This window comes from Pseudomonas emilianonis (genome assembly GCF_023072625.1).
GTDB lineage: Bacteria > Pseudomonadota > Gammaproteobacteria > Pseudomonadales > Pseudomonadaceae > Aquipseudomonas > Aquipseudomonas paraveronii.
Map to the genome: position 1 here is coordinate 1 of NZ_JAKNRV010000457.1, position 3,540 is coordinate 3,540.

The 3,540-nt window shown below is 62.6% G+C and carries 3 protein-coding genes and 1 pseudogene; all 4 read right to left on the reverse strand.

What is annotated here, in order from left to right; translation table 11 throughout:
* The coding region (locus tag L9Z73_RS27410; RefSeq protein WP_247407785.1) for an ABC transporter ATP-binding protein at nucleotides 1-417 on the reverse strand (417 nt) is incomplete at its 3' end.
* Nucleotides 418-619: 202 nt separating this feature from the next.
* The gene (gene ydcS, locus L9Z73_RS27415; protein ID WP_247407787.1) at nucleotides 620-1,771 is read right to left on the reverse strand and encodes a putative ABC transporter substrate-binding protein YdcS; all 1,152 of its coding nucleotides are present in this window, start codon (nucleotides 1,769-1,771) and stop codon (nucleotides 620-622) included.
* Between the two features lie 73 nt (nucleotides 1,772-1,844).
* Nucleotides 1,845-3,302, reverse strand: a complete 1,458-nt coding sequence (locus L9Z73_RS27420; protein WP_247407789.1) for a gamma-aminobutyraldehyde dehydrogenase — start codon at nucleotides 3,300-3,302, stop codon at nucleotides 1,845-1,847.
* Between the two features lie 132 nt (nucleotides 3,303-3,434).
* A pseudogene (locus tag L9Z73_RS27425) lies at nucleotides 3,435-3,540 on the reverse strand (LysR family transcriptional regulator); the annotation flags it as partial.

Consider the following 3,540-nt stretch of genomic DNA (forward strand, 5'->3'; position numbering starts at 1 on the left):
CTGATCGCCGGAGAGCTGCACCGGCTTGCGCTCGCCGTAGCCGTCGAGGGCGACCATGGCCAGGGCTTCTTCAGCGCGGTTGAGGCGCTCGGTCTTGCCCACGCCTTTGACTTTCAGGCCGTAGGCCACGTTGTCGCGCACATTCATGTGGGGGAACAACGCGTAATCCTGGAATACGGTGTTGACGTCACGCTGATAGGGCGGCAAGCCGGCGGCTTCCTCGCCGTGAATACGGATCGAGCCGGCGCTCGGCTGCTCGAACCCGGCGATCAGGCGCAGGCAGGTGGTCTTGCCCGAGCCGGAAGGGCCGAGCATGGAAAAGAACTCGCCGTCCTGGATATCGATGGAAACCCGGTCAACGGCTTTCACTTCGCCGAACTGACGGGAAACGTGGGTGAATTGGACTGCAAGCGTCATGGTGCGGTGCTCCAAAAAGGCGCGGGTCGTCGCAGCGGCCCGGCCTGGACTTCTGAAAAGTCAAAACATCTGTGAATGCGATCAGCCCTGTGGGAGGGGGCTTGCTCCCGATAGCGGTACATCAGACACACATCTGTCGACTGACACACCGCTATCGGGGGCAAGCCCCCTCCCACAGGGGCCGGCGTCGACTGTAAGGGCCTTAGCGCCCGCCCATGATCGCGATGTAATCCTGGGTCCAGCGGCTGTACGGCACGAACTTGCCGCCTTCAGCCTGCGGGGTTTTCCAGAAGGCGATCTTGTCGAACTGGTCGAAACCGTTGGTCTTGCAACCCTCGGCGCCGAGCAATTCGCTGCCGGTGCAGGCCGCCGGCACCGCCGGCAGGGAGCCAAACCAGGCGGCGACATCGCCCTGGACCTTCGGCTGCAGCGACCAGTCCATCCACTTGTAGGCGCAGTTCGGGTGCTTGGCCTCGCTGTGCAGCATGGTGGTGTCGGCCCAGCCGGTAGCGCCTTCCTTGGGAATGGTCGAGGCAATCGGCTGTTTCTCGTTGATCAGGCCGTTGACCTGATACGGCCAGGCGCTGGAGGCGACCACGCCTTCGTTCTTGAAGTCACTCATCTGCACGGTGGTGTCGTGCCAGTAGCGGTGGATCAACGGTTGCTGCGCACGCAGCACTTCGAGCACGGCTTTGTACTGGGTTTCGGTCAGTTCATAGGGGCTCTGGATGCCCAGTTCCGGTTTGGTCGACTTGAGGTACAGCGCCGCATCGGCGATGTAGATCGGGCCGTCATAGGCTTGCACGCGGCCTTTGTTCGGCTTGCCATCCGGCAGGTTCTGCGCCTCGAACAGCACGTTCCAACTGGTGGGCGCAGTCTTGAACACGTTGGTGTTGTACATCAGCACGTTCGGCCCCCACTGGTACGGAGTACCGTAGGTTTGCTGGCCGACCACGTACCACGGCGCATCTTTCAGGCGCGGGTCGATGTTCTTCCAGTTGGGGATCAACGCGGTGTTGATCGGCTGCACCCGCTTGCCGCCGATCAAGCGCAGCGACGCATCGCCTGACGCGGTGACCAGGTCGTAACCGCCCTTGGCCATCAAACTGACCATTTCGTCAGAGGTGGCGGCGGTTTTCACATTGACCTTGCAGCCGGTTTCCTTCTCGAAACCTGTGACCCAGTCGTAGGCTTTGTCGCTTTCGCCACGTTCGATATAGCCGGGCCAGGCGACGATATCCAACTGGCCTTCGCCGGCACCTACCGCCTTGAGCGGTTCGGCGGCCTGCAGGCTGGCGCTGGCCAGCAGCGCGGTGGTCAGGGCACTGAGCAGTGCGGTCTTATGCGCGGACATGGGGAATCCCTCTTCTTTAATTATGGTCGGGGCAGTTTTTTGCAGCCGGTGACGCATGAGCTTAGTTGTTGTTTTAAAGGTGCTGGCCGTGGCGGGCCATGATGTGCCGCACCACGCTGTAGTCCTGTAGCGAATCGCTGGACAGATCTTTGCCATACCCGGAGCGCTTCAAGCCGCCGTGGGGCATTTCGCTGACCAGCATGAAATGGCTGTTGATCCAGGTGCAGCCGTATTGCAGGCGCGCCGCCACCTGCATCGCCTTGTCCAGGTTCTCGGTCCACACCGACGAGGCCAGGCCGTATTCGGAGTCGTTGGCCCAGTCCACCGCCTGTTCCAGTTCGTCGAAGCGGGTCACGGTGACCACCGGGCCGAACACTTCGCGCTGGACGATTTCATCACTTTGTTTGCAGCCAGCGAGCAAGGTCGGCTGATAAAAGAAACCCGCGCCGGAATGCACGGCGGCGCCGGTGACTCGCTCGATATGCGGCTGGCCGAGGGCGCGTTCGACAAAACTGGCGACGCGGTCGCGCTGGCGCGTGCTGATCAACGGGCCAAGCTCATTGTCGGCGTCGCGCTTGCCGGCAAAGCGCAGGCTGCTGACCGCCGCACCCAGGTCGGCGACCAATTTGTCGTGAATCCCCGCCTGGGCGTAGATGCGGCACGCGGCAGTGCAGTCCTGGCCGGCGTTGTAGTAACCGTAGGTGCGCACGCCTTCGACCACGGCTTGCAGGTCGGCGTCGTTACACACGATCACCGGCGCCTTGCCGCCCAGTTCCAGGTGCGTGCGTTTAAGGGTTTTCGACGCGGCTTGCAGGATTTTTTGCCCGGTGACGATATCGCCGGTCAACGACACCATGCGCACCTTCGGGTGGCTGACCAGATGGCTGCCGACGCCTTCGCCGCCGCCACACAGAATGTTGATCACCCCACGTGGCAACAATTGGCTGAGGGCCGGGGCCAGGGCGAGGATCGACAGTGGCGTGTGTTCCGACGGCTTGAACACCAGGGTATTGCCGGCGGCCAGGGCCGGGGCGATCTTCCACGCGGCCATCATCAGCGGGTAATTCCACGGTGCAATCGAGGCCACCACGCCAATCGGATCACGCCGCACCATGCTGGTGTAGCCCGGCAGGTATTCGCCGCTGAGCTGGCCGGTCTGGCAGCGCACGGCGCCGGCAAAGAAGCGGAACACATCGACGGTGGCGCTCAAGTCATCCTGGCGCGCCAGGTGCAACGGCTTGCCGCAGTTCAGGGATTCCAGGCGGGCCAGGTAGTCGGCTTGGTGTTCGATGGCGTCGGCGATGCCCAGCAGAATGTTCGAACGTTGCTGCGGCGTGGTGCGTGACCAGCCGGCAAATGCGCGGTGGGCCGCAAGGATGGCGGTTTCGACCTGTTCGGTGCTGGCTTCGGCGATCTGGGTCAGCACTTCACCCGTGGCTGGGTTGAGAATCGGTTCGACAAAGCCCTGGCCCTGGACCAGTTCGCCGTCGATCAGCAACGCAGTGAGCAGCGGGGTGGGCGCAGCGGACATTTTTCGCGATCTCTTTTCTTGTGCGGTCATGGGCGTTCTCTTACAAGGCGCCCGACCTTCTCTCATGGATGTACCGAGACTAGAGGTCAGACGCGAGGCCAACAAATACTAAATACTGAATGCAGCATTCGATTAAATAGATGGCTTGCGTGGATGGGGCTGTTCCCGCGCCACGGTCAGGAACGGGTCGACCAGCGCCGGCCGCGCCGTGCCACGGCGCCAGGCGAGGCCGACGTCG